We start from the raw sequence: 23,696 nt of genomic DNA, 5'->3' as shown, positions 1-23,696 counted from the left end.
GCTTATTGTGTGGCCTTTGGGCCGGTTGTAAAGCGCCGGTTACCAAAAGGCTACAGTAAAGAATGCCTGGTAACGCCGTTCAACGGGGCGACGGCCTGTTCAGTGCCGCCAACCAGAGAGACGTCCCCGCAGACGGAGCGCGGCCTGGCTATGAATCTGGCTGACCCGACTTTCACTAACACCCAGCACGGCACCGATTTCCTTCAGATTCAGCTCTTCCTGGTAATAAAGGCTGAGCACCAGCTTTTCTCGCTCGGGCAGATCACTAATCGCAGTGGCCAGGTTCTTGCGGAAGTTGTCAGACGCCAGGCCGTCCAGTGGGTTATCGCTGCCCTCTGTTTCTTCTATCGGCAGCTCGCCGGATTCATTGAGCTCATCCAGACTAAAAAGTCGACCACTGTTGGCATCGCTCAGAGAGGAATAGTATTCGTCGAGGTCCAGCCCGAGCTCTTCGGCTACTTCCGAGTCTTGGGCCTCCCGGCCCAGGCGATCCTCGACAGCCTTGATGGCTTTGGCAATGCGGCGGGAATTCCTGTGGACGGATCGGGGGACCCAGTCACCCTTGCGAATTTCATCCACCATGGCTCCGCGGATCCGGATGCCGGCGTAAGTCTCAAATGTAGCCCCCTTGTCGGAACTGTATCGCTGTGCAGCTTCCAACAAGCCGATCATGCCTGCCTGCATAAGATCATCCAGTTGGACAGATGCCGGCAGCCGCGCCATGAGGTGAAGCGCTATTTTTTTGACCAGCGGGGCCTGCTCCTCAACGAGCTGGGAAGGTCCGCGTGTACCCGTCCGGTTGTAGATTCCAAGTTCTTTCGCCAATGTCATGTATCCGGCTATTCAGTGACAGGATCAAAATCAGACTTCGACGAGCCGCTCCACAAAGAACTCCAGATGCCCCCGGGGCGACGATGGCAGCGGCCAGCTATCCACTTTCTCCGCAAGGCTCTTGATCGCCAACGATGCTTTTGCCCGTGGGTAGGCGTCCAACACGGCACGCTGCCGCTGTACTGCCTTTTTTACGGCCTCATCATACGGGACGATACCCACATATTGTAGCGCCACATCAAGAAAGCGCTCGGTAACCCGGGTCAGTTTTTCAAACAGGTGGCGACCTTCCTGCTCATTCCTGACCTGGTTGGCCAGTATACGAAAGCGGTTGGTGCCGTAATCCCGGTTCATGAGCTTTATAAGAGCGTAGGCGTCGGTAATAGACGTAGGTTCATCACAGACGACCAGCAATAGTTCCTGTGAGGCTCGGAGGAAACTTACCACCGATTCGGAAATACCCGCAGCGGTATCAACAATCAGCACATCGATCTGGTCACCCAGTTCACTGAAAGCGTTGATCAGGCCAGCATGCTCCAGCGTGGAAAGCTGAGTCATACGCTGAGTCCCCGAGGAGGCAGGCACGATTTTAATGCCACCGGGTCCATTGACCAGCACATCCCGCAAGTCACAATCCCCGGCTATCACATCCTGTATGTTGCGGTTGGCGGTAATACCCAGAAGCACGTCGATGTTGGCAAGACCAAGATCAGCGTCTAGCAGTACCACCCGACGCCCCATTTGCGCGAGGGCGATGCCAAGGTTTACTGATACGTTGCTCTTGCCAACGCCCCCTTTCCCGCCGGAAACGGCAATAACCTGTACCGGATGTGGTTTGCTCATACTGACTCTGATCTCTTGCCGCGTTTAACCGCAGGCTGTGTTGTTATTAAACAGCGACTGCCTGTTGCTGCTGGAGTTTCTTCAGCCTCTCCACGGCTAAACGCACCAGCGGGATGGACTCAGCGTGGTGCAGGTCTTCCGGGATTTTCTGCCCGTCGGTGTAATACGCCACCGGCAATCCCGTTTCCATGACGAATCCCAGCGATTCACCCAGGGTCAATGCTTCATCGATTTTGGTCATCACACAACCCGTAAGATTTGCCATCTTATAGCAATGCCAGACGGATTTCATGATGCGCGGCTGACTGGTTGCCGAAACCACCAGGTGGGTTCGAATCCGATGATGACTGCGAGCCAACTCCATGAGTTGTTCCTCGTAGCCCTTGTCGGTGCTGGTCAGCCCAGCAGTGTCAATCAGCACCAAATGCCGGTCCGACAGCTCGTCCAGTATGTCATCCAGGGAATGGGTTTCGTCCACAACCCGAACCGGAACGTTCAGTATGCGCCCGAACACGAATAATTGCTCGTGTGCCGCAACCCGATAGCGATCGGTTGTGACCAGTGCCAGAGAGTCGGGACCGTGGCGCAGAACGTAGTGTGCTGCCAACTTGCCGATGGTCGTCGTCTTGCCGGACCCGGTTGGTCCCACCAGGGCATAGACACCACCTTCTTCCGACCACTCGGTGCGCGTCGTCTTTACACCGGCGGCCAGCATTTTCAGAGACTGTTTCCAACCGTCTTCAAGCCGGCCTGCCCGGTGACGCCGGGACAGAGAATTGGCAAGTTCCAGTCCGAGACCGAATTCCTGCAACTTTTCAGACAACCTCTGCTGTACTGCGTTCACCGCTGTTTGTTCGGGTTCACCGCCGTTGCGGGCACTGACCAGGTCACGAAGAGAACTGATTTCCGCGCGCATTTGCGCAAGCTCGCCGGAATAGGCAGCACGTGCGGTCGACGGCTCTTCAACCACAGTATCGTCGTTGGCGAGTGTTTCCTCAGAAAGACCAGCGTCGCCAAACTCACCACCCACACTCGCGCTACCAAACGCCGCACGCTTTTCACGCACTTCACGAATGCGATCGCGGGAGCGGCCGAGTTCGTCCTCCAGGCGGCGATGCTGTTCCGCCTGCAACTCGGCTAGCCGTGAGCCATTCGTGGCTTCCCGTGCGGCATCTCCGAGACGCTGACGCGCCATGTTTTCGTCGTAATCGAGCGCTGTCACAATTTCGACGCCGCCATCAACACGACGATTGGAAAGGATCACGGCATCGGGCCCCATCTGATCCCGCACCTGACGCAGTGCCTCTGCCATGCTTTGGGCAAAAAACCGCTTTACTTTCATAATGATGCCTCCTTCGGGTCAACGCTTCCCAGCGCCTTCCGCCTTTCCAGCCGCGGCCTTTACTGACCGACGGATGCGACAATAGTGATCTGTTTGTTATCCGGAATTTCCTGATACGACAGTACATGCAGGCGCTCGACTCCGTAGCTGGCAAACTTCGCCAGTACCGGGCGCAAGGGCCCGGAAACCAGGAGGATCGCCGGCTTGCCCAGCATCTCCTGGCGCTGGACGCTGTCCTGGAGCGAACGCTGGAGCTTCTCAACCATATTTGGCTCCAGCACCAGCCCGATGTCTTCCTGACCGCCGGATTGTTGACTCTGCTGCATAGACTTTAGCAATAACTGTTCCAAGTCCGGATCCAGAGTAATCACCGGGATCTCCGCGTCGTTGCCACAGATACTCTGGACAATCATCCGGCGCAGTGACTGGCGAGCAACCGTGGTCAGCAGTTTCGGGTCCTGGCTCTTCGGATGGACGTTCACAATGGCCTCCGCAATAGAGCGCATGTCACGGATCGGCACTTCCTCTTTCAGCAGGTTCTGTAGCACCTTCAGCAGCAGGCTGATGGAAATGGTGGTGGGTACCAGTTCTTCCGCCAGCTTTGGTGACACTTTTTCGAGCTGGTCCTGCCATTTCTGGGCTTCCTCATGGCCAAGCAGTTCGTGGGCGTGTCTCTGAAGGATCTGGTTGAGATGTGTCGCCACCACGGTACTGGCGTCCACGACGGTATAACCAAGGGTCTGTGCCTGGTCTTTCTTGTCAGGCTCGATCCAGCTGGCGTCCAGGCCAAAGGCCGGATCTTTGCCCTCTATCCCCTCGATCTTGCCGAATACCTGACCCGGATCAATAGCCAGTTCACGGTCCGGATGGATTTCGGCCTCAGCAATGGTGACGCCCATCAGGGTGATGCGATAAACGTTGGGCATCAGGTCGAGGTTGTCGCGGATATGGACCGAAGGCATCAGGAAGCCGAGGTCCTGTGAAAGCTTTTTGCGAACCCCTTTGATACGGCTAAGCAGCTGACCACCCTGGGATTTATCCACCAGGGGAATCAGGCGATAGCCTACCTCCAGGCCGACGATATCCACGGTGGCCACGTCGTCCCAGCCCAGTTCCCGGGTTTCTCCCGGCGGCGGCAGCTGGGCACTCTGTTCACCACCCTCACCGCCAGGCGGCAAGTCGCGTCCTGCGCCGGCAGGACGAGCACCACCGCCCCTGACCGGGAACACACCATCCTCCTCGACGGTCTGGCGTTCCTGTTGCCATATGTACCAGGCAATACCACCCGCGATCGCGCCCAGACCGAGGAATGCTACGTGCGGCATGCCAGGAATCAGGCCCAGAATGATGAGGATAACGGCCGCGATACCCAGCGCCTTGGGGGCGTTGAACATTTGTTGCAGTATCTGCCCGCCCATGTCCTGGCTGGACGTTACCCGGGTAACCATGATCGCTGCAGACGTCGACAGCAGCAGTGACGGGATCTGAGCCACCAGGCCGTCACCAATGGTCAGCAGCGCATAGTTCTGCGTAGCCGTACCAAAATCGAGGCCGTGCTGGAGCATACCGATGGCAATGCCACCGATCAGGTTGATGGCCAGGATCAACAGACCGGCGATGGCGTCGCCCTTGACGAACTTACTGGCGCCGTCCATCGAACCGTAGAAGTCTGCTTCCTGGGCAATTTCAGAGCGACGGTGCTTGGCCTCTTCCTGGTTGATAAGACCGGCATTGAGATCGGCATCGATGGCCATCTGCTTACCCGGCATGGCATCCAGGGTAAAACGCGCGCTGACTTCCGACACCCGGCCAGCACCTTTGGTGACCACCAGGAAGTTGATGATCATGAGGATGGCGAAGACCACCAGGCCAACCGCGTAGTTGCCGCCGATAAGGACCGCCCCGAACGACTCGATCACCTTACCGGCCGCATCACCGCCCTCATGGCCGTTGAGCAGAACAATCCTCGTGGATGCGACGTTGAGCGCGAGCCTCAGCAGCGTCGCCACCAGCAGAACCGTGGGGAAGGAAGCAAACTCCATCGGCCGTAAGGCGTAGACACACACCAGCAGGATTACGATTGACAGAGTGATGTTGAAGGTGAAGAACACATCCAGCATGAACGCCGGCATGGGCAGAATCATCATGCCCAGCAATCCCATCAACATCACGGGAATGCCGATATTACCCCGCGTCAGGGATTTGACATTATTAAGGACTAGCGCTCGGTCCATGCCGGGAAACTCTCCGATTAGCGGTTAACCGCAGGGGTGTGCGGGTCGTTTTTTTGACGCAGACGCATCGTTTGACTGGGTATTCGCAAGATCCGTACCACCCCTTACGGCTTTTCTTCTCACCGCGCCTGACGGACTCGGCAAGATACGGTATCCTTGCGCCATTTGCTGGCGTCTTTACTACGCCCAATCACATCATCGACCCAGACGCAAAGGTGAGCCCATGCCAATTCACGAGGTCAAGCACCCCCTTATCCGCCATAAACTCGGCCTGATGCGCCGCTCAGACATCAGCACCAAGAATTTCCGGGAGCTGGCTCAGGAAGTCGGTGCTCTGTTGACGTACGAGGCCACCAAAGATTTTTCACTACAAAAGAAAACCATTGAAGGCTGGGCCGGCCCGGTGGAGATTGAACAGATCCAGGGCAAGAAAATCACCATCGTGCCAATCCTTCGGGCCGGCCTGGGTATGCTGGACGGCGTACTCACCCTGATTCCCGGTGCCCGGGTCAGCGTTGTCGGCCAGGTGCGCAACGAAGAAACCCTGGAAGCCAGCACCTATCTTGAAAAGCTTGTAGGCGAACTGGATGAGCGCATGGCCATGATCGTCGACCCCATGCTCGCCACCGGTGGTTCCATGATCTCCACCATCGACGTGTTGAAGAAAGCCGGTAGTACCGAAATTCGTGCACTCGTCCTGGTTGCTGCACCAGAGGGCGTGGAAAAAGTGTTGGAGAAACATCCAGATGTGTCGATCTACACCGCATCAATCGATGACAGGCTGAACGAGAAAGGTTACATCCTCCCTGGGCTTGGCGACGCCGGCGACAAAATCTTCGGCACCAAGCAGAAGGACGTCTAACCATGCAGGACCATAGCACCGACCCGGTCTGGAAACAGGCCATCGCCGGCTCACAAATGCTGCTGGTGGCTTTTGGCGCATTGGTACTGATGCCCCTGATTACCGGCCTTGATCCCAACGTTGCGCTGTTCACCGCCGGTATTGGCACGCTGATTTTCCACATCGTCACCGGCGGCCAGATTCCCATTTTCCTGGCCTCATCCTTCGCCTTTATCGCTCCGATCATTGCCGCCAAGGGGCGCTTCGGCCTTGAGGAAACACTCGGTGGCCTGATGGCCGCGGGCATCCTTTATATCATCCTGAGTGGCGCTGTACGCCTGCGCGGTACCGGTTTCATCACCCGTCTGTTGCCCCCGGTAGTTATCGGTCCGGTGATCATGGTGATCGGCCTTGGCCTGGCACCGGTTGCCGTCCACATGGCCTCCGGCCGCACCGGTGACGGCGCGCAACAACTGGTGCCCTACGACACCGCCATCTGGATTGCGATGATCTCCCTGGCCGTGACCGTAATCATGGCAGTCTGGTCCAGCGGCATCTTCCGCCTGATCCCGATCATGTTCGGCATTATTGTCGGATACATACTGTCAGCCTTTGCCGGTATCGTGGATCTGTCCCCCATCACCAACGCGCCCTGGTTCGCCATCCCCAATTTTGTGGCGCCGGAGTTCAGCTGGGCAGCCATCCTGTTCATGATTCCTGTGGCCATCGCACCAGCCATTGAGCACATTGGCGACATCCTCGCCATCGGTACCGTTACACGCAAAAACTACCTTGAGAAACCCGGCCTGCACCGCACCCTGCTGGGCGACGGCCTTGCCACCAGCGCTGCCTCAGCCCTTGGTGGCCCGCCCAACACCACCTACTCCGAAGTCACTGGCGCAGTGGTGCTGACCAAGAATTTTAATCCAAAAGTCATGATCTGGGCGGCGTGCATTGCCATCGTGCTGGCGTTCATCGGCAAATTCGGCGCAGCGCTCCAAACCATCCCAGCGCCGGTCATGGGCGGTATCCTGTGCCTGTTGTTCGGCTCTATTGCCGTTGTCGGCCTGAATACCCTGATCCGTCACCAGGTCGACCTGTCACAGGCACGCAACCTGGTGATCGTTGCTATCACCCTGGTCTTCGGGATCGGCGGCATGGCGATTGGTAATCTGGAAGGTATTGCCCTTTGCGCGGTGGTTGCCATAGCCCTGAACCTGATCCTGCCAGGCAAGGGCGAAGCCTGGGGCGCAAGAATTCATGAGAAAGACACCCACTGACCATCGGCCAATGAAGGCGGCTGACAGCTCCGGCATCAGCTTTACTGCCCTCTATACCGGTGCCGTATGGCACCGGTACGGCCTCTCCGACGAAGCGCTTGCGACGGAGCAGGGGCGCTGGCTGTATCACCTGATGACGCCCTTCGAGGTGGGCAGCAAAACGCTCATTGGCGGCAACATCCGCACCTTCCTGCTGCAACGCCACCTGATCATCGATCACCTGATCGAACGGGCCCTCGAACGTGGCGTCACCCAGGTTCTGGAAATTGCCTGCGGCATGTCTCCAAGGGGCATTCGCTTGCGGGAAAAGCACCCACACCTCCATATGGTGGAAGCCGATCTCCCCGACATGGCCACCCAAAAAACCGCAAGACTCCTGACCTCCGGCCGCCTGGGCGATCACCATCAGGTAATGCCCATCGATATCCTGGCGGAATCCGGTGAACAGACGCTGGAAGCGGTTTTCGCGAGAGCGTTCGACAGCAAAGAACCGGTGGTTGTCGTCACCGAAGGACTGACCAGTTATTTTTCCTTGCCCGTTATTTCCGAATTCTGGAAACGCCTGGCGGCACTGCTGCAACAGCGCCCGGGTTCAGTCTACCTGTCTGAAAGCTACCTGATGCCGAACCAGCCGCTGTTACGCGGTGCCCTGAAATGCCTCGGCGGACTGCTAAGCACGGTTACCCGCAGTGATGTCAGCTTCCACTTCCTGGACGATCAGCAAGCTGCTGAGCACTTCCGGGGCTGCGGCTTTCCCTCGGTTGCCGTCCATAACCCTGTTGAGTTCTATGGCCGACTTCCGATTCCTGAGAGCCGTCACGATCCAATGGTTCGGGTTATTGAGGCCCGGATCTAGACCTCTTGTAGCCTGTTAGTTCTATGGTGACGGGTATGGAGAAGGGCCTCCCAAAAAACGCCCGTGAATACGTCCCTGTAGGGCTCGGTCGCGCCATCCATGGCGCTCCACGTTTTTGGGAGTCCCTTCCCCACACCCTCTCGATCAACGGCGTTATCGCAAGCAGGCAAGGTCGAATAATAGGAAACCCGAGAAAGGTTTTGACGATTTTGGCGATATCTATGATGAAAGAAGTGGCTCTGCGGGTGGGCTGCCCAAAACTGTACGGAGCCATGGATGGCGGAGTCCAAGCGTCACATGGATGTGCCGAAGGAGCGTGTTTTGGGCAGCCCGCCCGCAGAACCACCTCCCCCAAACCAACAGGCTAGGTACCAACAGGCCAGCACCCAACTCAAACGTCGCGCCGCAAATCCGAAGGAATCGGAAACTTCGGCATCTGAGGCTTCTCGCCCCGTCCCTTGCGGAACTGGCGGAGCTGGAACACATAGGCAAGCACCTGAGCGATCGCCATGTACAGGCCATCCGGGATTTCACCACCGATGTCAGTGTTGTGGTAAACCGCCCGCGCCAAAGGTGGCGTGCGGAGAATCTCCACCTTGTTCTCGCGGGCAATTTCCATAATCTTGAAGGCCGTTTCGTCCGACCCCTTCGCCACCACAATCGGCGCCGCCATCTTCTTTTGATCGTACTTCAACGCCACCGCATAATGCGTCGGGTTAGTGATCACCACATCCGCGCCCGGTACATCTTGCATCATCCGACGCTGAGCCATCTCACGCTGCAACTGACGGATCTTGCCCTTCACTTCCGGCTTGCCTTCCGAGTCCTTGTATTCGTCTTTCACCTCCTGCTTGGTCATGCGCAGTTTTTTCTGGTGATCAAAGATCTGGAACGGCACGTCGATCGCGGCAATGACAATGGTGGCGCAGGCAAGGATGAAAAAGCTCCAGGCCATGGTCCACACAACATGCTCCATGGCCGATCTCGCAGGCTCTTCTGCGATGCTAAGCAGATCATCAGTTCGGAGGTTCAATATCAGGATTGCTACGGCCATTACCAGGCCTACTTTCAGGATGGCTTTGACCAGTTCAATCAGCGAACGCATGGAGAACATGCGCTTGAGACCTTTGAGGGGGTCCATCCGATTGAGCTTGGGAGCGATGGCTTTGCCGCTGACCAGCAGGCCACCAATCCCGATTGAGCCTGCGACTGCAGCGACGAGCAAGAGAATCATCAAGGGCGCCAGAGACAGGGCAGCCTCTTTGGCGGAGGCCATCAACTGAACGCTCATATGCCGGGTGTCGAAGATGGCGGAACGCTCCAACACAAAGCTGTCCCGCATGATACTTTCCAGGGAGGCACCCATCGACGCGCCAAACATCAGCAGGCCGCCAGCACCAGCCAACAGAACAGCCATGGTCGCCAGCTCCTTGGAACGCGCAGTCTGGCCGTCCTCCCTGGCTTTCTCAAGCCTTCGGGGGGTGGCCTCTTCGGTTTTTTCCTGGCTGTTGTCGTTTTCTTCGGCCATGGTTTCCCGTCGTTACTAAGGCTGCCCTTGCAGGTTCCGCATGAACTCAAACGTCTCCCGGGTGTACTGCTCGAAATGTGGCAGAAAATTGGCGTGCAGTACCCATATGGCAAACAATCCAAAAATCAGGCCAATCGGAAAGCCCAGGGCAAAAATGTTCATCTGGGGAGCAGCGCGAGTCATGACACCGAAGGAAATATTCACGATAAACACGGCGGTGACAGCAGGTAGGGCCAGCAAGACAGCGGACACAAATATCCAGCTTATGCGATGGGCGAGCTGCCACACACCAGCCTGTCCCAGACCTTCCAGGCCAATGGGCATAGTACGGAAGCTCTCAATAAACACTTCGAACGCCACCAAGTGCCCGTTCATGGCCAGATACAGCAAAGTAATGGTGATGGTGTAGATCTGCGCCAATACCGGCACACTCACGCCGTTGGCCGGATCGACCATGGAGGCAAAACCAAGGCCCATTTGCATGGCGATCATCTGGCCGGCAACCACAAACAGCTGGAACAGGGCCGTCAGGGCAAATCCCATCCCTACACCAATGAGGATCTGCTGCAAGGTGATCACAACCCCGTCAGCACTGAATGCGTCCACCTGAGGCACCGGCGGGATCATGGGTACTACCAGGATGGTGATAATAAGAGCGAGCCCCAGGCGAACCCGTGCCGGGACAAGCTGGGTGCCGATAAAGGGAATGACCATCATGAAACTGGCCAGCCGGAACAGCGGCCACAGGTGCTGACCTACCCACTGGTTGATCAGGTCGGCAGATATTTCCGTGGGCATGCGCGGTCAGCCGATCAAATAAGGAATATTGGTGATCAGTCGGTTCGCATGATCAAGAAGCTGGGTCAACATCCACGGGCCAGCTACGATGATGGTGATCAGGGTGACCAGCAAGCGAGGCAGAAAACTCAAAGTCTGTTCGTTGATTTGCGTGGCCGCCTGGAAAGTACTGACCACAAGACCGATCACCAGGCCGGGCCCAATAATCAGACTCGCTAACAGTACGATCATCCACAGAGCTTCACGCAGAATATCGATAACGGTTTCGGGTGTCATGGCGTTGCTTTCCCTATATCCCGTAACTTGCAGCCAGGGTACCCATGATCAGGGCCCAGCCGTCCACCAGCACAAAGAGCATGATTTTAAACGGTAGCGAAATAATGATTGGCGACAGCATCATCATACCCATGGCCATGAGAACGCTGGCAACCACCATGTCGATGATGAGAAACGGAATAAACAGGATGAAACCGATCTGGAACGCGGTTTTGAGCTCACTGGTCACAAACGCCGGTAAGAGTACCCAGAAGGAGACATCCTCAGCAGTCTCGTATTGTTCGTCCGCGATGCGCATAAACAATCCCAGGTCACTCTCCCGTGTCTGCGCCAGCATAAAATTCCGGAACGGCTGACTGGCCTGCTCCACCGCCTCCAAAGAGCTGAGCTCTTCCTGCATATAGGGCTGAAGCGCCACTTCGTTCACCTCTTCCAGTACCGGCTTCATGATGAAGATGGTCAGGAACAGGGTCAGACCAAGAAGAATCTGGTTGGAAGGCGTGGACTGCAAACCAAGAGCCTGACGCAGAATCGCAAACACCACGATGATGCGGGTGAACGATGTCATCATCATCAACATGGCAGGCAGGAAGGTCAGCGCCGTCATCAGCGCCAGGATCTGCAGGGAAACGGAGTATTCCTGAACGCCCTCTTCCTCGCCCGGGGTTACGGTGAAGGCCGGAATACCGGGGATATCCGCCAGTGCAGCGGGAGCCCAGGCCGTAAGCGTAAAAAGGGTCAGCAAAGCCAGAATGCGCCCGGACACATGCACTCCCATGTCAGGAACCTTCCTTCGATGAAGAACCGGAACCCCAGGATTTTCCGATCATTCCCTGGAGTTTACGGGCGAAATCACTGGGCACAGGCTCACCGGCACTGACTACCGGTTCATCAAACACATGCAACGTTCGAATGGCCGATGGCGTAACACCAATCAGAATCTGTTTGCCGCCGACCTCAATCAGGGAAATCCGCTCACGCGTTCCCATGGGCATCACCGAGACCACCTTGATGGCCCGGGTATTGCCGCCCGTCATGCCGCTCATGCGCCTTACAATCCAGGCGCAACCAAAGATAATGGCGATCACCGCCAGCAGGCCTACTCCCAGCGTCAGCATGGTGACCAGAGTATCCGGTGCGGTGGCGGCTTCCCGAGACGGCCCTTCCTGTTCCTGGGCGAACGTCAGGACGGGCATAACCGGCGTCAATAAAACGCCGGCAAGGCCATAGTGGACAGCTGACCGATGCATCCGCGCCATACTATTTCTGCAACCGCTTGATGCGTTCGCCGGGGCTGATGACATCCGTCAGGCGGATACCGAACTTTTCGTTCACCATGACCACTTCACCGTGGGCAATCAGGGTGCCATTGACCAGCACGTCCAGCGGTTCACCCGCCAACCGGTCCAGTTCGATGACCGAGCCCTGATTCAGCTGCAACAGGTTGCGAATCGGAATCTGGGTGTTACCCACTTCCATGGAAATGGTCACGGGAATATCGAGGATGACATCCAGATCCGGTGCGGGGCCAGTGCCCTGGCTGAAGTTCGATCCCTCCGGAAACTCTTCCATGGGTGCCGCACGGACATTATCTTTGACGTCATCGCTGCCGTCATCGTCGTCGGTTTCTCCAGCCTCTGCCATGGCCGCAGCCCACTCGTCCTCGCGGCCATCTTCGTCGGCATCCCCCGACTCTTCCATGGCGGATTCCCACTCCGCGGCGAGCTTCTCGTCTTCGCTGAGTTCCTGCTCGTCTTTCTTATCGTCGTCAGCCATTGCGTCCCACCTTCAGTTGTTTTTTCACTTTGGGCACCGTCGCCCGGTCATGAATCCTTAGCGCCAGCTTGCCATCACGGGTTCCCATCGTGGCTTTGTAGACCGGAATACCATTGGCAGTCAGGGTCAGTAACTCGGGGATTTCCACGGGGATGATGTCGCCTTCCTTCAGTTTGGCAATGTCGCGAAGAGAAATGCGCCGGCGGCAAACCGTGGTATTAATGGGAACATTCACGTCCTTGATGTCTTCCTGAAGCGCACTGACCCAGCGTTCATCCACGTCGTCAATGTCGCTCTGGACGCCGGCGTCCAGTACATCCCTTATGGGTTCAATCATGGAGTACGGCAGCGCCATATGCAGCTCGCCACCACCGCCATCAAGCTCAATGTGGAAGGTGCTCACAACCACCACCTCACTGGGGCTGACGATGTTGGCCATGGCCGGGTTGACTTCGGAACTGAGGTACTCGAAATCCACCTTTAACACCGCATGCCAGGCTTCCCGCATGTCATGAAACACCTGGTCAAGCACCATCTGTACGATACGGGTTTCCGTCGGGGTAAATTCGCGGCCCTCGATTTTGGCGTGTCGGCCTTCCCCACCGAAGAAGTTGTCCACCAACTTAAAGACCAGCTTGGCGTCCAAAACAAACAGCGAGGTACCCCGAAGCGGGCGGACCTTGCAGAGGTTGAGGCTGGTGGGCACGTAAAGGGTATGGATGTACTCGCCGAACTTCATGATCTGAACACCACCGGTGGACACATCAGCGTTGCGGCGCAAAAGATTGAACAGGCTGATCCGGGTGTAGCGGGCGAAACGCTCGTTGATCATTTCGAGTGTGGGCATCCGGCCACGGACAATGCGGTCCTGGCTGGCAAGGTCGTAGGACTTGATACCGGCTTCGTCGGTTTCATCATAGGTATCAATGTCGCCGTCGTCCACACCATGGAGGAGCGCGTCAATTTCGTCCTGTGACAGTAAATCCTGCATACGTTTCTCTGCCTGTGATGTCCGCCCTAGCCGGGCACTGTTGCACTCTCTATTAAGTCTCTATACATCTCTAATGCATTTCTAACGCATTCTCTACTGCACGACAAAGTTCCTGAACAGCACGGCCAGCAAGGGCGGCTCCCCTTCCTGCTCAAGCGCACTGTTGACGGTTGTCAGCATATCATTGGCCAGCGACTTCCGGCCTTCCGGCGTCTGTAACGCATTAAAGTCCCGGCCACCGAGTACGCCAATCAGTTGGCTGCGAAGCAGCGGCATGTGCTGGTTGGCTGCAGCCAGTGCTGCCGGGTCCTGAGCCTCGAAAGCGAGGTACACCTGAGCGTAGCGCTGCCGCCCTTCGGCCTGTACTGTCGTGACCAGGGCCTTTTCCAGCACCGTGTAGGTGCTGGGCACAAACACTTCATCCTGCTCCGCGCTGTCTTCCTGTTCTGCATCGCCCATGCCTGGGATGCCGCCGCCCAAGAACCACATCGTACCTAATACCGACAATCCGACCGCCAGAACAAGCACCACGATCAGCATCAGAATCAGCTTGAGCTTACCTTTTTTTGCCGGCGCCTCAGGGGGCGCATTGTTTTCAGCCATAACGTAGATCTGCCAGAAATCCGTCAACCGGAACGGTTATAAAGAGGTTTAAGCAAAGGACGGGCCAGATAGCCCAATCCTCCCTATCGGAACAGCAGTTTAGCGTTGCTGGGGAGGATGGGCAAAGGGAGAGTCATGGCAATCATCAGGTGACCGGCCACCAAGGTCAGGCAAAGATATCAACTTCGCCTTTCCAGGTCAGATCAAGGGATTCAGGCGGCAGATCCTGATCGTCCAAACCGACATCGGCGAGTGCCGGTCCGTCACCCCTGTTGCCCTCCCTGGCATCATCCTCACCGGCTTGCTGTTGCGATGAATCACTGACGTCAAACTGGTCCAGTGAGAGCCCCTGCTCACTCAGCATGTCCCTGAGGCGGTGGCTATGCTGTTCAAGCTGGTCTCGCACGGCCGGGTTGGCGGAATGGACGGTAATGTGTGCCTGTTCCTGCTGAACCTGAACCCTGACTTCCATAGGCCCCATATCAGGCGGAGTGAGATGTATTTCAGCGACCGACATATTCCTCGCCGTCAGCCAGGTCAGTTTGCCAACGAGCTTGTCGCCCCATTCCGCATGATTGACCGGCACATCAATAGAGGTGGCGTATCCCCGTAAGGCAGTGGCCTCGGCGGGCAGCTTTGCGGTGTTGGGGTTGGCCATCTGCTGATTAGCCAGCTCCACTGCAGACTGGAAGCGTATAGCCCCTTGCAGCGACGGTGTTTCCTGTGGACGGGATCCCTCGCCCCCCACGCCCGACAGCAAAGCCTCAGTCAATGCCAGCCCCTGAGAGGCACTTGCTCCCGCTCCCTGACCCGTCGACAAGCTGTGTTTGCCTGCGGTATTCCCGGGCAAACCGGCAATCATTCCGGCAAAGGCCTGCACTCCCGGCATCGCGCCGTTGCCCGTGCCTGGGTTAGCGATTGCCGCGGACGTCGTATTGCCTCCTGCCGGCATCAGCAGGGCCTGCAAATCGGAGAACGTCAGGGGAACGACCTCCTCCGGAAGCTCCTGAACCGTTAACAGTGGAGAGAGCGCTTCCGGGGCCTGACCAGATTCCTCTCCGTCGGCGGATGGGTTCGATGGCGCACCTTTATCCTGGGGATCCACGTTACCTTGGGCATCCACGTTGCGAGCCTGTGTATCGGCTGACGATTCCTCAAGGTCACCAGAACCCGCGCTTTCAGGGTTATTCAGACCGGCTTTTTCGCTGCGGGCATCGTCTTCGACGCGCGCCTGGTCACGCTTTTCAGCCTGTTTCCGGTCGATCCGCTGCTGCTCCGCCCGGGAGACCGAGTCAAACGGACTCTCGCCGTTTTTCTCCCGGCTGCCTGAGACGCTTTTCGAACCGCTATCGGCCTGTGGGCCCTGTGAAGAAGCCTGGGGAAGAACCATTTGAGACATGGCAACCTCTTGCCGCTTTTACTGAATGACGGTGGTATCTGAACACTGCAGACCCCTTTTCAGTACGCTTATTCTGCTTTTCAACGTACCTGTACGATGTCAAAGCAAAAGCGATGCCATTCATTCGCGTCACGCAATAAAACGTCTTAGCGTGCCCTCAACCTGTCGGAATTCATTCTCGATATCGTCGAGCATTGCTCCGGCCTGTGACAATTGGTTGTCACGGCCCGCCTTTTCCGCCTCGAAACAAAGTTCGCCCAGTCGGGGAGCTCCAATATTGATGCAACTGCCTTTAAAGCTGTGAGCGGATTTTGCGAACGCGTCGGCGTCCGATTTTTCGAGTGCCGCCCGCAAATGTGCAATACGGTCAGTGGAATCATGGAGGTAGGTGTTGATCAGAATGTCGAACTCATTCTCCATAACTTCCTGCAGCTCGGCCAACGCTTCTTCATCAAGGTGTGGTTTGTCCGTCATGACCAACCCCCTGGTTGTTGGGTGGTACTGCCCTCACGGCCAGCAACCTCAGAAAAATACCAATCATATACAATTTCAGCCTTGGTGCCATGTTCCCGATAGTTCAGGGAACGCCCAATCTTCTGTATCAACAGCAACCCTCGGCCTGAATAACGGCGTTCATCGCCGGCCTCCGGAGGTGCCCTGCTGAAATCAAAGCCACTGCCGCTGTCTTCGCAGACAATGGCCAACCGCCCGCCCTTACCTGTCATGGTATGGGTCAACGTAAAGCGTATAAAGTGACCCGCCACATCAGCCAGCCTTCGCTCACGTTCGGCGTAGTATTGTCCGAATCCATCGGGTGTCGCCTTCCAGTCGGAGCACAGGCCAAGTACACCGTGCTCCAGTGCGTTGCTGTACAGCTCAGCCAAGAGCGTATATATCTCACCACTCTTCCGGCGTAACCCCGGCACCTCCATGCAGATGTGCAGCAGCAAAGGCAGGGGGCTGAACTGGCCCAGGGTTCGATCCTGAACCTCGTAGACACAGCGCCACTCCGCCGGCCCCTCCAGCGCCGACTGAGGCAGTCGATCGGAGATACCGGCCAGCTCTGCGTCTTCCGCCATTCGCAGGGTGATCAACGTCAGGTCGTCCTGTTCGGGCTGATTTCCCGTGAAGGTACGAACACCGGCCATAATGGTTTCAAAGGGTGAGCCCTGCCGGCTCATCTCATCGAGCGAGCGGATAAGGCGTTGTTCTCCATACATCTCACCCTGCCGGTTCTCAGCCTCCATCACGCCGTCTGTCATCATCAGCAAGGTATCACCCGGTTCGGTATGGAACACTTCCATCCCCGCGTCAAAACGTGCATTACCGAGTACGCCCAAGGGCAGGTGCCGCGAAACAACGGTTTCACGCATGCCGTCCTTTCTCAGTAGCACTCCGTCAGGGAGCCCTCCATTCCAGATCTGCAACTGGTTCAGGTGGAAATCCGCCTGGATCATGGCCGCACAACAGAACATGCCGGTGGGTAGTATCCGACCCAGCTTCTGGTTGATCTCCCTGAGTACATCGCTACCACTAAACCCCTTGCTGGTCATGCCATAGAATATTTCCGCCACAGGCATGGCCCCGATGGCGGCAGGCAGACCATGACCGGTGAAATCCCCAATCAGTATTTGCATGCCGCCAGCCGGGCGCGGACAGGCAAACAGCACGTCGCCGTTGAAAATTGACATCGGCGACGCGTGGAAGCGGATATTGGGCGCATCCAGGCAGCCGGTATGGGCAACGTTGTCAAACACTCGCTTGGCAATCTCCTGCTCTTCCAGTAGCTTGCTATTGCGTTCCCGGATCAGATCCCGGTGATGGCTGAGGGTACGGTGCATCAGCCGCATGCGATTGAAAGCGTTGATCTTGGCTTCAATGATGATGCGATTGTAGGGTTTGGTCAGAAAATCGTCACCGCCAGCCTCCAGACAACGAGCCAACGCGCCGGCGTCCGACAGTGATGTGAGGAAAATCAGGGGGACCAACTGCTCTCCCGCCAGCACCTTGATCTGGCGGGCGGCCTCCATCCCGTCCATGACCGGCATCAGTGCATCCAGCAGAACGATGTCTGGCGCAGACTTGCGGAAAATATTGACCGCTTCCAGTCCGTTTTCGGCGTCTTCAACCTTGTGGCCAAGGCGACGTAACAGGGTTTTGAGAATCAGGCGATCACTGTCGCTGTCATCGGCAATGAGAATCCGGAGTGGCCGGTTTTCTGGGAGTGGATCGTCCACATCGGGCCTCCGTGACGTCTTCCTCAGGTGATTCAGCGAATCGCGAACAATTGTTCAAAATTGGAAATTGACAAAATACGACGCACATCGCTGTTGCAGTTATCGATGCGTATCCGTGCACGATCCCCCCCCGCGTAGTCACGCAGCAACAGCAGCATGCCAAGGGCGGAACTGTCGAGGTAGGTGGTGTCCGAGAGATCGACGATAAAGCTGTCCACGTTTTCGTCGCCGTGCTCGTACGCATCGCGAAACGCCTGATGGGTGCTGAAATCGAAACGCCCTTCAATTTTTATAGTCAGGGTCTGGCCATCGTCACTGCGATGCGTATGAATCGGCATTCCGGAACCTCCATGGTATGCGTGCCGTATAACGGGAAATGACAGGCGTGCCCAAGACACCCTGAAGTAAAGGATAGCTCACGACACCGAATTTGCACCCGCGGTTTGCTTTCCCATGACATTCTCAACGCCGCCTCGCCAGTATCCGCCCGGCGGCTTCGTCCATCTGTTTCTGCTCACTGAGGTCCTGCTCACGCTGTTCGTGCCGGCGGCAGGTTTCTATGTACTTCTCCATGCCCCGGCGCCGCTCCCAGGCATTCTGCCATTCTTCCCGGCACACCTGAAGCCGTTCCTCCGCCTGCGTCAGCAGTTTCTGTTGCTGTACGATAACCTGATCCAGTTGGGCGATAAACGCCTGCCAACCCTGAAGCCGGGCAACGGAGACCACACCGTGCTGGCTGCGGCGGATCTGTTCCCGGTATTCCTGCTGATACTGCTCAAGGTTTTCGATCTGCTGGCGCTGGGCTTCATGATGCTGCTGGGCCTCCGCCATTTTTTCCAGCGCGGCCTTTTCTTTCCGTTCCTCAAGTGAAAGCACAACCGCAAGGCGTTGTGACCGCAACATCACCTACCACCTCCGTCGGCCACAGGCGGGATCTTGGAGCGATCAGGCGAGCGTCTTTCTGGCACCACCGCCAACAACTGCTGGATGCTGTCCGCCAGAGGAGCGCTTTCACTCAAACCCTGTTGCAGGAACTGACCCATGTTACCGATATGGGTGATCGCAAAATCAGTCTCCGGGTCCGAGCCCTTTACGTAGGCCCCGACACTGATCAGGTCTCTGGCCTGTTGATAACGGGAGTAAACCTGCTTGAAGCGCTGGGCACGGGAAAAATGATCAGACTCGGTCACCTGCGGCATCACTCGGCTGATGGATGCCTCAACGTCAATGGCGGGGTAGTGTCCTTCTTCGGCTAATCGTCGTGACAGCACAATATGGCCATCCAGAATCGCCCGCGCAGCATCCGCAATAGGATCCTGCTGGTCATCGCCCTCCGTTAATACGGTATAGAACGCAGTAATGGAGCCACCACCGGGCCTGCCATTGCCGGTACGCTCCACCAGTTGCGGCAATTTGGCAAAGACCGAGGGCGGGTAGCCTTTGGTGGCCGGTGGTTCACCCACGGCCAGGGCAATTTCCCTCTGAGCCTGGGCGTAACGGGTGAGGGAATCCATCAACAACAATACCCGTTTGCCCTGGTCACGGAAATACTCTGCTATACGGGTGGTCAGCATGGCAGCGCGCAGGCGCATCAGCGGTGAATCATCTGCGGGAGATGCAACGACGACAGAACGGGCGAGCCCCTCGTCGCCGAGGATATCCTCAATGAACTCCTTCACCTCACGGCCCCGCTCGCCGATCAAGCCAACCACCGTGATATCCGCGTTGGTGAAGCGGGTCATCATGCCCAGCAACACACTTTTGCCGACGCCGCTGCCGGCAAACAATCCCAGACGCTGGCCCTGACCAACGGTCATCAGTGAATTGATGGCCCGGATACCCACATCCATGGACTGGCGCACCGGCGCACGGTCCAGCGGGTTGATGATATCGCCACTGAGAGACACCCGGGCTTCCGCCTGCAGCGGCCCCTTGCCATCCAGCGGCTCACCGTTGCCGTTCACCACCCGCCCCAGCAGTTCCGGCCCAACAGGCACCCGGCTGGCCGCCGACAACGGCACCACCCTGGCGCCAGGACGCAGCCCCTCTATGGCTGTGAGCGGCATAAGATAGACACGGTCATCTTCGAAGCCCACCACTTCCGCTTCCACAGTGCCTGCGCCCTGCCCGGTAATAACGCAGCGATCACCGACCACCATGGGACAGCCTACACACTCCAGGGTCAGGCCTACCATGCGGGTCAGCCGCCCAGACAGTTCCGGCTGGGGGTCTTCGGTAAAATAATCCTGCAGTCGTGCCAGGCGTTCAGCCAGGTGTGCCGTCATCGCCTTCATCCTCGTCGGAGTCAAGCACATCGTGCCGGAAGTCGGTAAGGTCGCCCATCATGGCGCCCAGTTCTTCTCCTTCGCCGGCGACTTCGGTATCCAGCTGTCGGTCCAGCATGCCCTGAACGGCCTTCTGGAAGCGTTTTTCCACTGTGAAGTCGACCAGGCTGTGGCGGGTTTCCAGCTTGCAGCCTCCCCTGAGAACAGAGGCATCCTCAACAATGGATGTCGCCGCCTCGAACCTGTCGGCAACCTCGCTGACCCATTGATAGTCATCCGGGTGAATATGTAGGCGCACGTTTTCCGTCGTGGATGGCAGCGCAGCCATCGCCTTCCGGACCACATCGGTAATGTGGGAAGAGTTCAGTGACAGCTCCCTGAATACCACTGAGCGCGCCAGAACCGTGGTCAAGTTGACCAACGCGGTTTCCACCTCGTCTTCATGACGCTTGACAGGTTCCAGTAATTCGCCAAGCAAATGCTCCAGCCGGTCCAGTTTGGCATCCACCTCCTTGCGGGTGTCCATCAGGCCTTTCTCGGCACCCTGCTCGCGGCCCTCCGCAAGCCCTGCTTCCAAACCTTCCCGGTGCCCCTGCTCACGACCTTCACGCAGCCCCGCCTGATACCCTGCGTCACGGCCTTCTGCATGACCGTCTTCACGGGCCGCCTGGCGGATTTCCTCTATATCAGCGGCGGTCAGCGGCTTGACCTCGCGGTCTTCCACCTGCGCCACTTCATTGCCACGCGCATCCAATAACGGAAGCTCCCAACGTTCGTAGGCCGTCAGGTTTTCCTTGGGAATGCGATCGAGGTTGCGACGGGGATCTTTCATCACATCATTTCTTCGCCAGCACCGCCAAGGGTGATCTCGCCGGCTTCAGCCATACGGCGGGCAATGGTAATGATGTCCTTCTGGGCGGACTCCACCTCACTGACCCGCACCGGCCCCTTGGCCTCCAGGTCATCTTGCAGAAGTTCTGCGGCCCGCTTGGACATGTTCTTGAAGATCTTCTCCTGAACGGCGTCATCGGCGCCCTTCAGCGCAACAACCAATACCTCGGATGACACTTCCCGCAGCAACGCCTGGATACCGCGGTCGTCAATGTCCTTGAGGTTATCGAAGACAAACATCAAATCCTCGATTGTCGAGGCCAGGTCCGGGTCCATGTCCTTGATGGAATCCATCAGGCCGCCTTCAACGCTGCGGTCCATGAAGTTCATGATGTCAGCAGCCCGCTTGACCCCGCCGATGCGGCTGGTCTGGGCCGCTGAGCCGCCGGAGAACTGCTTCTCGAGGATATCGTTGAGTTCCTGGAGTGCCTGCGGCTGAATACTTTCCAGCGAAGCCACCCGCATCATTACATCCAGGCGCACCTTGTCGTCCAGCGTGCCGAGGATCTCCGCGGCCTGATCCGGATCAAGGTAGGAAATAACGATGGCCTGAATCTGGGGATGCTCGTAGCGGATAATATCGCCCACCGCACGGGGCTCCATCCACTTCAGGGTATCCAGGCCGGTGGTGTTGCCACCAATAAGGATACGGTCGATCAGGCTGGAGGCCTTGTCGTCCCCCAGAGCCTGGGTGAGCATGGTACGAATGTAATCATCGTTGCCAACCCCCAGACCGGTCTGACCGCCAACGGCCTCGACAAACTGGTTCAGGACATAGGTAACGTCGTCCTTGCTGACATCTTTCATCTGGGCCATGGCCACGCCAACCCGCTGGACCTCTTTCGGCCCCATATGCTTGAGCACCTCGGCGGCGTCGTTTTCGCCCAGTGACATCAACAGGATCGCAGCCTGCTCCACCCGCGGAATCTTGCGCTGGGGCTTCTGCGGCGACTCAGGCTGGCGGTTGTTCTCATCAGTCATCGACATTCACCCACTGGCGCATCACCTGGGAGACCCGCGCGGGGTCTTCCGCAATCAGGCCTTTCAGTGCATTCAATTGCCTATCATAGCTGTCTGTCGCGCCTGGCAAAAGCAGATCGTCCTGTGAATGCATGGCCTCCCGCAGGGCGTCTCCGCCCTCAATTCCATCAAGCCCGTCATAGCCGTCATTACCGGACTCACCCCTGCGTTCGCTGCGGCCGCCGCCAGACAGGCTTTTCAGGGTCGGTCGCAACAGACCCAGAACCAGAACCAGAATGACCAGGCCTGCAAGCACCTGCTTCATCAGATCCCAGAACCACGGCTGCTCCCAGAATGCCGGTGCTTCAAATTCAATCTGCTCTTCGGCGGCAAACGCGGTATTCATAACCGTAACACTGTCACCCCGGGCAGCCGAATACCCCACGGCATCACGCACCAGCATGGTCAGGCGTTGCAATTCCTGTTCGGGCCAGGGTTCATAGCTGACTTCGCCGGTCTGGGGATCCACCACTTTCATGTCATCAACCGCCAGGGCCACCGACAGACGTTTTATGCGGCCAAGCTCCTGACGGATATAGCTGACAGTCCGGTCCATTTCATAGTTTCGGGTCGACTCTTCACGCACATTCACTGGCGGTGCCTGGACGTTACCCTCGTCGTCGGCCGTCGCCTGCTCAGGAACAGTCGCCTGAGCTGGTGGCTGGTTGGACAGGGCGCCGGGAATACCGCTGGCGCCGCCACCGGCCCGCCGCTCGGACATCTGGCGCTCGCTGCGCACGGCCTGCTGTTCAGGATTGAACAGCTCTTCAGCCTGCTCCACCGAGGAGAAATCGAGATCCGCCGTTACCTCCGCGCGGAAACGACCATCGCCCACCACCGGCCTGACCATCGAGGCAACCCGGCGGGCCAGGCGATCCTCAACGCGGGAGGTGTAGTCGTACTGGTCTTCAATCTGCTGGCTGTCGCCGCCGTCCTCACGACCGGTGAGCAGGTTTCCACTCTGGTCGACCACGGTCACATTGTCCTTGCTCATTTCCGGTATGCTGCCGGCAACCAGGTTAACAATCGAGGCAATCTGCTCCTGCTCCAGCCGACGGCCCGCAATCACTTCTAGGAACACCGACGCTGTCGGCGTGCGTGCATCGCGGACAAACACCGAGCGCTCCGGAATCGCCAGATGAACCCGAGCGGCACGAACCGTGCGCATGCTGCCAATCGTTCGTGCCAGCTCGCCTTCCAGGCCCCGACGAAAACTGATGGTTTCCATAAATTGGGAGGTTCCAAGGCCCCGGTCCTGGTCTAGCAGTTCGTAGCCCATGGTCTGTTCGTCGGTAACGCCTTCCGCCGCCAGTTTCAGGCGAGCGTTGTAAACGTCTTCGGAGGGCACCAACAATGCCCCCGTGCGCGGGTCCATACGGTAGTCGATGCTGTTGGCGTCAAGAATGGTCGTGACGTCCTGCGGGTTATAGCCGGACATATTACCCACCACTGGCTGGTAATTGGGCTCCTGCGCCCATAAAACCACGGCAACGCCAAGAGCAACGCTGGCGGCAAGCCCCACCATCAAGCCCACCTGCCGCAGCATGTTCAACCGGTTGAAGCCGAAAATCAGGTCACTACGGCTCTCGCCAGTATCGTCGCCCCGCGCTGTAGGCATGTTCGAGGATGAGGTTTCAGCAGGTACGCTGGCCATGGGTCCGCTCC

Annotated in this window: 24 protein-coding genes; 3 read left to right on the top strand and 21 right to left on the bottom strand. The window is 57.7% G+C overall.

The genetic code is table 11. The features are described 5' to 3' along the window. Positions 1-99: 99 nt before the first annotated feature. The 4 genes from AC13D2_RS12875 to flhA are packed head-to-tail and all read right to left on the bottom strand — an operon-like array spanning position 100 to position 5,250. Positions 100-831 (bottom strand): RNA polymerase sigma factor FliA, encoded by a 732-nt coding sequence (locus AC13D2_RS12875; protein ID WP_300495351.1) that lies wholly within the window; start codon positions 829-831, stop codon positions 100-102. 30 nt (positions 832-861) lie between these two features. Next, a complete protein-coding gene (locus tag AC13D2_RS12870; RefSeq protein ID WP_300495354.1) occupies positions 862-1,674 on the bottom strand; it encodes a MinD/ParA family protein in 813 nt (270 codons plus the stop codon). A gap of 46 nt (positions 1,675-1,720) precedes the next feature. Continuing rightward, a complete protein-coding gene (gene flhF / locus AC13D2_RS12865; RefSeq protein ID WP_482938730.1) occupies positions 1,721-3,016 on the bottom strand; it encodes a flagellar biosynthesis GTPase FlhF in 1,296 nt (431 codons plus the stop codon). A gap of 59 nt (positions 3,017-3,075) precedes the next feature. Further along, complete coding sequence (flhA, locus tag AC13D2_RS12860; RefSeq protein WP_482938729.1) at positions 3,076-5,250, bottom strand: flagellar biosynthesis protein FlhA; 2,175 nt, start codon at positions 5,248-5,250, stop codon at positions 3,076-3,078. 223 nt (positions 5,251-5,473) lie between these two features. Here flhA and upp point away from each other — a divergent pair, with 223 nt between their 5' ends. Genes upp through AC13D2_RS12845 form a run of 3 tightly spaced genes read left to right on the top strand, consistent with a single transcriptional unit; the run spans position 5,474 to position 8,227 of the window. Then, a complete protein-coding gene (gene upp, locus AC13D2_RS12855) occupies positions 5,474-6,112 on the top strand; it encodes a uracil phosphoribosyltransferase (protein WP_300495363.1) in 639 nt (212 codons plus the stop codon). Between the two features lie 2 nt (positions 6,113-6,114). Continuing rightward, positions 6,115-7,371, top strand: coding sequence for a uracil-xanthine permease family protein (locus AC13D2_RS12850; RefSeq protein ID WP_300495365.1), 1,257 nt, complete (start codon positions 6,115-6,117; stop codon positions 7,369-7,371). Beyond that, positions 7,352-8,227: a class I SAM-dependent methyltransferase gene (locus AC13D2_RS12845; RefSeq protein ID WP_300495367.1), complete on the top strand. Its 876-nt coding sequence runs from the start codon at positions 7,352-7,354 to the stop codon at positions 8,225-8,227. The genes AC13D2_RS12850 and AC13D2_RS12845 overlap by 20 nt, the downstream gene beginning before the upstream one ends. Before the next feature lie 391 nt (positions 8,228-8,618). Here the strand turns inward: AC13D2_RS12845 and flhB are convergent, their stop codons facing one another. The 17 genes from flhB to fliF all read right to left on the bottom strand — a co-directional run bounded on the left by flhB (position 8,619) and on the right by fliF (position 23,685). Continuing rightward, complete coding sequence (gene flhB / locus AC13D2_RS12840) at positions 8,619-9,755, bottom strand: flagellar biosynthesis protein FlhB (RefSeq protein ID WP_292047598.1); 1,137 nt, start codon at positions 9,753-9,755, stop codon at positions 8,619-8,621. 15 nt (positions 9,756-9,770) lie between these two features. Beyond that, positions 9,771-10,553, bottom strand: a complete 783-nt coding sequence (gene fliR, locus AC13D2_RS12835) for a flagellar biosynthetic protein FliR (protein WP_292047597.1) — start codon at positions 10,551-10,553, stop codon at positions 9,771-9,773. A gap of 6 nt (positions 10,554-10,559) precedes the next feature. After that, on the bottom strand, positions 10,560-10,829 hold the full coding sequence (gene fliQ / locus AC13D2_RS12830) for a flagellar biosynthesis protein FliQ (RefSeq protein WP_292047596.1): 270 nt from the start codon (positions 10,827-10,829) through the stop codon (positions 10,560-10,562). A gap of 13 nt (positions 10,830-10,842) precedes the next feature. Next, positions 10,843-11,607: a flagellar type III secretion system pore protein FliP gene (fliP, locus tag AC13D2_RS12825; RefSeq protein ID WP_292047595.1), complete on the bottom strand. Its 765-nt coding sequence runs from the start codon at positions 11,605-11,607 to the stop codon at positions 10,843-10,845. A gap of 1 nt (position 11,608) precedes the next feature. After that, a complete protein-coding gene (fliO, locus tag AC13D2_RS12820; RefSeq protein WP_292047594.1) occupies positions 11,609-12,025 on the bottom strand; it encodes a flagellar biosynthetic protein FliO in 417 nt (138 codons plus the stop codon). Between the two features lie 64 nt (positions 12,026-12,089). Continuing rightward, positions 12,090-12,605: a flagellar motor switch protein FliN gene (gene fliN / locus AC13D2_RS12815; RefSeq protein ID WP_292047593.1), complete on the bottom strand. Its 516-nt coding sequence runs from the start codon at positions 12,603-12,605 to the stop codon at positions 12,090-12,092. Continuing rightward, positions 12,598-13,596, bottom strand: a complete 999-nt coding sequence (gene fliM / locus AC13D2_RS12810; RefSeq protein WP_007155171.1) for a flagellar motor switch protein FliM — start codon at positions 13,594-13,596, stop codon at positions 12,598-12,600. The genes fliN and fliM overlap by 8 nt, the downstream gene beginning before the upstream one ends. 93 nt (positions 13,597-13,689) lie before the next feature. Next, positions 13,690-14,199 (bottom strand): flagellar basal body-associated FliL family protein, encoded by a 510-nt coding sequence (locus AC13D2_RS12805; protein ID WP_482938728.1) that lies wholly within the window; start codon positions 14,197-14,199, stop codon positions 13,690-13,692. Positions 14,200-14,365: 166 nt separating this feature from the next. Further along, positions 14,366-15,598, bottom strand: coding sequence for a flagellar hook-length control protein FliK (locus AC13D2_RS12800; RefSeq protein WP_482938727.1), 1,233 nt, complete (start codon positions 15,596-15,598; stop codon positions 14,366-14,368). Positions 15,599-15,727: 129 nt separating this feature from the next. Then, positions 15,728-16,072, bottom strand: a complete 345-nt coding sequence (locus AC13D2_RS12795) for an Hpt domain-containing protein (RefSeq protein ID WP_300495382.1) — start codon at positions 16,070-16,072, stop codon at positions 15,728-15,730. Beyond that, complete coding sequence (locus AC13D2_RS12790) at positions 16,069-17,835, bottom strand: fused response regulator/phosphatase (RefSeq protein WP_273066066.1); 1,767 nt, start codon at positions 17,833-17,835, stop codon at positions 16,069-16,071. Before AC13D2_RS12790 ends, AC13D2_RS12795 begins: the two co-directional genes overlap by 4 nt. A 32-nt stretch (positions 17,836-17,867) precedes the next feature. Then, complete coding sequence (locus AC13D2_RS12785; RefSeq protein WP_273066068.1) at positions 17,868-18,173, bottom strand: STAS domain-containing protein; 306 nt, start codon at positions 18,171-18,173, stop codon at positions 17,868-17,870. Between the two features lie 124 nt (positions 18,174-18,297). After that, positions 18,298-18,738 (bottom strand): flagellar export protein FliJ, encoded by a 441-nt coding sequence (fliJ, locus tag AC13D2_RS12780; RefSeq protein ID WP_273066070.1) that lies wholly within the window; start codon positions 18,736-18,738, stop codon positions 18,298-18,300. Further along, the gene (gene fliI / locus AC13D2_RS12775; RefSeq protein ID WP_420389092.1) at positions 18,738-20,129 is read right to left on the bottom strand and encodes a flagellar protein export ATPase FliI; all 1,392 of its coding nucleotides are present in this window, start codon (positions 20,127-20,129) and stop codon (positions 18,738-18,740) included. The genes fliJ and fliI overlap by 1 nt, the downstream gene beginning before the upstream one ends. Continuing rightward, positions 20,101-20,952: a flagellar assembly protein FliH gene (locus AC13D2_RS12770; RefSeq protein ID WP_420389093.1), complete on the bottom strand. Its 852-nt coding sequence runs from the start codon at positions 20,950-20,952 to the stop codon at positions 20,101-20,103. The genes fliI and AC13D2_RS12770 overlap by 29 nt, the downstream gene beginning before the upstream one ends. Continuing rightward, positions 20,952-21,992 carry a flagellar motor switch protein FliG gene (gene fliG, locus AC13D2_RS12765; protein WP_300495388.1) on the bottom strand — a complete coding sequence of 347 codons (1,041 nt, stop codon included), beginning with the start codon at positions 21,990-21,992 and terminating at the stop codon, positions 20,952-20,954. Before fliG ends, AC13D2_RS12770 begins: the two co-directional genes overlap by 1 nt. After that, a complete protein-coding gene (gene fliF / locus AC13D2_RS12760) occupies positions 21,985-23,685 on the bottom strand; it encodes a flagellar basal-body MS-ring/collar protein FliF (RefSeq protein ID WP_420389095.1) in 1,701 nt (566 codons plus the stop codon). Before fliF ends, fliG begins: the two co-directional genes overlap by 8 nt. Positions 23,686-23,696 lie beyond the last annotated feature (11 nt).

Source organism: Marinobacter sp. B-12 (assembly GCF_056857915.1).
This window is presented reverse-complemented; position numbering and strand designations above follow the sequence as displayed.

Bases quoted from the DNA above. Each gene is read 5' to 3' on its own strand.
- AC13D2_RS12875 (WP_300495351.1), bottom strand. From the start codon at position 831: ATGACATTGGCGAAAGAACTTGGAATCTACAACCGGACGGGTACACGC.
- AC13D2_RS12870 (WP_300495354.1), bottom strand. From the start codon at position 1,674: ATGAGCAAACCACATCCGGTACAGGTTATTGCCGTTTCCGGCGGGAAA.
- flhF (WP_482938730.1), bottom strand. From the start codon at position 3,016: ATGAAAGTAAAGCGGTTTTTTGCCCAAAGCATGGCAGAGGCACTGCGT.
- flhA (WP_482938729.1), bottom strand. From the start codon at position 5,250: ATGGACCGAGCGCTAGTCCTTAATAATGTCAAATCCCTGACGCGGGGT.
- upp (WP_300495363.1), top strand. From the start codon at position 5,474: ATGCCAATTCACGAGGTCAAGCACCCCCTTATCCGCCATAAACTCGGC.
- AC13D2_RS12850 (WP_300495365.1), top strand. From the start codon at position 6,115: ATGCAGGACCATAGCACCGACCCGGTCTGGAAACAGGCCATCGCCGGC.
- AC13D2_RS12845 (WP_300495367.1), top strand. From the start codon at position 7,352: ATGAGAAAGACACCCACTGACCATCGGCCAATGAAGGCGGCTGACAGC.
- flhB (WP_292047598.1), bottom strand. From the start codon at position 9,755: ATGGCCGAAGAAAACGACAACAGCCAGGAAAAAACCGAAGAGGCCACC.
- fliR (WP_292047597.1), bottom strand. From the start codon at position 10,553: ATGCCCACGGAAATATCTGCCGACCTGATCAACCAGTGGGTAGGTCAG.
- fliQ (WP_292047596.1), bottom strand. From the start codon at position 10,829: ATGACACCCGAAACCGTTATCGATATTCTGCGTGAAGCTCTGTGGATG.
- fliP (WP_292047595.1), bottom strand. From the start codon at position 11,607: ATGGGAGTGCATGTGTCCGGGCGCATTCTGGCTTTGCTGACCCTTTTT.
- fliO (WP_292047594.1), bottom strand. From the start codon at position 12,025: ATGCCCGTCCTGACGTTCGCCCAGGAACAGGAAGGGCCGTCTCGGGAA.
- fliN (WP_292047593.1), bottom strand. From the start codon at position 12,605: ATGGCTGACGACGATAAGAAAGACGAGCAGGAACTCAGCGAAGACGAG.
- fliM (WP_007155171.1), bottom strand. From the start codon at position 13,596: ATGCAGGATTTACTGTCACAGGACGAAATTGACGCGCTCCTCCATGGT.
- AC13D2_RS12805 (WP_482938728.1), bottom strand. From the start codon at position 14,199: ATGGCTGAAAACAATGCGCCCCCTGAGGCGCCGGCAAAAAAAGGTAAG.
- AC13D2_RS12800 (WP_482938727.1), bottom strand. From the start codon at position 15,598: ATGTCTCAAATGGTTCTTCCCCAGGCTTCTTCACAGGGCCCACAGGCC.
- AC13D2_RS12795 (WP_300495382.1), bottom strand. From the start codon at position 16,072: ATGACGGACAAACCACACCTTGATGAAGAAGCGTTGGCCGAGCTGCAG.
- AC13D2_RS12785 (WP_273066068.1), bottom strand. From the start codon at position 18,173: ATGCCGATTCATACGCATCGCAGTGACGATGGCCAGACCCTGACTATA.
- fliJ (WP_273066070.1), bottom strand. From the start codon at position 18,738: ATGTTGCGGTCACAACGCCTTGCGGTTGTGCTTTCACTTGAGGAACGG.
- fliI (WP_420389092.1), bottom strand. From the start codon at position 20,129: ATGAAGGCGATGACGGCACACCTGGCTGAACGCCTGGCACGACTGCAG.
- AC13D2_RS12770 (WP_420389093.1), bottom strand. From the start codon at position 20,952: ATGAAAGATCCCCGTCGCAACCTCGATCGCATTCCCAAGGAAAACCTG.
- fliG (WP_300495388.1), bottom strand. From the start codon at position 21,992: ATGACTGATGAGAACAACCGCCAGCCTGAGTCGCCGCAGAAGCCCCAG.
- fliF (WP_420389095.1), bottom strand. From the start codon at position 23,685: ATGGCCAGCGTACCTGCTGAAACCTCATCCTCGAACATGCCTACAGCG.